Raw genomic sequence first — 3,781 nt, 5'->3', positions numbered from 1 at the left:
CCTTTGCTAGGTAAAAAACGGGTTATTAGTAAATTTTTAACAGTTTTTAATAAAAAAAACAATTATGGCAAGCAAAAAGTACTTATTACTGGCAGGCGCTGTGGGTTTACTATCAGCATCTACTAGTTTTGCACAGGTTCAACCAACCGGCTACGATGCTCTGGATAGCTCCAAAGTGTCTAGCAAGCGTATGGTACAACAAAATAACTTCACGAACCACCAATCAAATTTCCCGGCTAAACCGAGAGATATGTGGGAACTGGGTTTTAGCGGTGGTTTACACCTGATCAGCGGAACTGTTCCTCCTCAACCAGGTTTTGGTGGTGGTATTTCCCTGAGAAAAGCACTGGGACATACTTTCTCCCTGAGAGCTGAGTACATCGGTTCTATCGATAAGGGTCAGGACTACAAACTGCGTCCTACACAGGCTGCAGGTGGTATCAATCCTTGGGCTAAAACAGCTGCATTGAATGGCGGTATGATTGTACCAAACTACAAATCTCAGAACCACCAGCTGTCTTTGGATGTGATCGCTTCCCTGAGCAACATCCTGTTCTACAGAGCAGAACCTAAAGTTAACTGGTATTTACTGGCTGGTTACTCTATTGTAATGGCTGATGTTGACGTTGACGCGTTGGATGCAAACGGAAATGGTTACGACTATTCCAGCATTAACTTCGGTGCAAAACGCAGCGATATCAGAAAACAGATCAAGAATCTGAGAGATGACAAATACGAACAGAATGCTCCTTCTCAGGGTAACAGGGTGTCTATCGGTCGTAACGATGATAACCAATTACTCCGTCATGCGCTGGACGTAGGTACTGGTGTTGCGTTTAAAGTTTCTAAACGTTTCAACATCGGTATTGAAGAAAAAGTTACCATGCCTTTCGACGCTTACATGGACGGTTATGCTGGTCCGGGTGGAGCTTCCAAAGACTTCTATTCTTACACCAGTGTTCGTCTGAACTTCAACCTGGGTAACCCTGCTAAACGCGTACAGCCATTATGGTGGATCAACCCACTGGAATATGCTTACAGCGAGCTGAGCAGCCCACGTCACATGAAGCTCCCGGCTCCGGTTCTGCCTGATGCTGATGGCGATGGCGTAACTGACCAGTTCGATCGCGAACCTAACACCCCAGCAGGTGCACCAGTGGATGTTCACGGTGTAGCTAAAGATACTGATGGTGATGGCGTTCCTGATTACAAAGACAAACAACTGATCACTCCAACTTACTGCCAGCCAGTTGACGCTGATGGTGTTGGTAAATGCCCGGATCCTGAATGCTGCAAAAACCGTGTTGAACAATCTTGCTCTACACTGGTTCTGCCTAGCGTTTCTTTCAAAGGCTCTTCTACCAAAATTGGTAACGATCAGGAAGCTATCCTGGCTTCTGTAGCAGCTACCCTGAAATCTAACCCTTCCTGCAACGTTCTGGTAACAGGTCACGCAGGTGCTAAAGGTAAGAAAGGTGGTGTTGACCTGAGCAGCCGTCGCGTTGATTCAGTTATCGACTACCTGGCTGACAAACAAGGTATCGACCGCGGTCGTTTCATCAAACAAAACACTCCTGGTGAGTCTGGCACTGTTGACTTAGCTCCTGCTAACTAATCAGTATCACTCATTAAGATGATAACTTAAAAGTCCTCTCCCGTTCATTCGGGAGAGGATTTCTTTTTGAAGCAAACACTCCCCTGCGAAATATTGTTGGAGTATCAATATTTACCCCTAATTTTGGAAGCTTTTTTAATAAACTTATTATTACGTGGGCATTAACATTAACAAGGTTTCCCTGGCTGGCCTGGTAGTAGCTCTTGGTATTATCTATGGCGATATCGGAACATCTCCACTCTATGTGTTCAAAGCCATCGTAGGAGGGAACCCCATCAGCGACCTGTTGGTAATCGGAGGTATTTCCTGTATTATCTGGACACTTACCCTGCAAACAACCGTTAAATATGTTATCCTCACCCTCCGGGCAGATAATAAAGGGGAAGGTGGCATTTTTTCACTTTATGCGCTCGTAAGACGCCATGCCAGGTGGACGGTCATCTTTGGCATGATCGGTGGCGCCGCCCTGCTCGCAGACGGTATCATCACCCCGCCTATTACTGTTACATCCGCCATTGAAGGTCTCAGAACCCTGGAGGTCTTTAAGGACCTGGGGCAAATGACCATCGTTAAAATAGTGCTTACCATTATTACAGGGCTCTTTGTTATGCAACAGTTCGGTACCGTTTCCATCGGCCGGATGTTCGGGCCCATCATGGTACTGTGGTTTTCTATGCTGGGAATACTCGGTATTTCGCACATAGCGGATGATTTAAGCATTTTCAAGGCTTTTAGCCCCCATTACGCCATTGAACTCCTAACAACTTATCCCAAAGGATTCCTGATCCTCGGGGCTGTATTTCTTTGTACAACAGGAGCGGAAGCCCTCTATTCCGACCTGGGCCATTGCGGTAAAAGCAATATCCGGGTATCCTGGGTTTTTGTTAAATCCTGCCTTATTCTGAACTATCTCGGGCAAGGCGCCTGGTTACTGACACAAAAAGGACAGATCCTGCCAAAAGATCAGAACCCTTTCTTTACCATCATGCCTGAATGGTTCATCATTTTTGGTGTATTAATAGCCACACTCGCCTCCGTAATTGCGAGCCAGGCACTCATATCAGGTTCTTTTACCCTTATCGCAGAAGCCATGCGGCTTAACCTGTGGCCAAAAATGCGGGTAAACTATCCCACTGAAATGAGGGGACAATTATATATACCCGGTATCAATACCATGTTGTTTGTTGGCTGTGCTTCAATTGTACTCATCTTCCAGGAATCATCGAATATGGAGGCCGCATACGGATTGTCTATTACCATTTGTATGCTCATGACTTCCTGCCTGTTTGCTTTTTACCTCTACACCAAACGGGTATGGGTAGGCTGGATTTTATTATATCTTATCGTTTATTTCACCATAGAATTTTCCTTCCTCTTCGCTAATGTGATTAAGTTCATGCATGGAGGTTATGTAACAGTGATAGTGGCCGGTGCCCTTTTCCTGGTCATGATAGTATGGTTTAAATCGCGTAAGATCAAGAACCGTTATGTGGAATTTGTACGGCTGGAAGATTATCTGCCTATTATCCAGGAGCTAAGTAACGACACCTCCATTCCCAAATATGCCACTCACCTGGTATATATGAGCAGCGCTGATAATCCAAAGGAAATAGAGCATAAGATCATCTATTCTATTCTCAATAAAAAGCCCAAAAGGGCAGATATATACTGGTTTGTACATGTGGATGTGGTGGATGAACCTTATCTGAGCGAATACTCCGTGCAAACAATCATTCCAAACGAAGTGATACGCGTGGAGTTCCGCCTGGGTTTCAAAGTGGAACAACGTATTAACCTTATGTTCAGAATGGTAGTGGAAGATATGGTACGTAATAAGGAAGTAAATATCACCAGCCGCTATGAATCATTGAGTAAAAATAATGTAGTAGGCGATTTCCAGTTTATTGTGATGGAGAAATTCCTGTCGCACGACAACGACCTGCCTTTATACGAGAGAATGGTAATGAAGATGTATTTCTTCCTGAAAAAGATCAGTTTGTCGGAAGAAAGGGGCTTCGGACTGGATTCCAGTTATGTGACCATCGAGAAGTATCCACTTGTGGTAGCACCGGTAACCAATCTTCAGTTGAAGCGGATTGTACATTAACTATAAATTTTTATCATGGAAAGCCGGGTCTTACATAGATCCGGCTTTCCTCTTTTATA

2 protein-coding genes are annotated in these 3,781 nt (G+C 44.6%); both read left to right on the top strand.

Annotation, left to right across the window (positions count from 1 at the left end):
* The first annotated feature begins 64 nt into the window (after positions 1 to 64).
* Entirely contained in the window at positions 65 to 1,615 is a 1,551-nt protein-coding gene (locus VN105_RS17060) for an OmpA family protein (protein WP_325642736.1), read from the top strand.
* A 154-nt stretch (positions 1,616 to 1,769) separates the two neighbouring features.
* Positions 1,770 to 3,722, top strand: coding sequence for a KUP/HAK/KT family potassium transporter (locus tag VN105_RS17055; protein WP_325642735.1), 1,953 nt, complete (start codon positions 1,770 to 1,772; stop codon positions 3,720 to 3,722).
* The last annotated feature ends 59 nt before the right edge of the window (positions 3,723 to 3,781 follow it).

It is taken from the genome of Chitinophaga sp., from assembly GCF_035564935.1.
Classification (GTDB): Bacteria; Bacteroidota; Bacteroidia; order Chitinophagales; family Chitinophagaceae; genus Chitinophaga.
This window is presented reverse-complemented; position numbering and strand designations above follow the sequence as displayed.

What these genes read in the sequence shown, in the direction of transcription:
- VN105_RS17060 (WP_325642736.1), top strand. Translation starts at nt 65, where the DNA reads ATGGCAAGCAAAAAGTACTTATTACTGGCAGGCGCTGTGGGTTTACTA.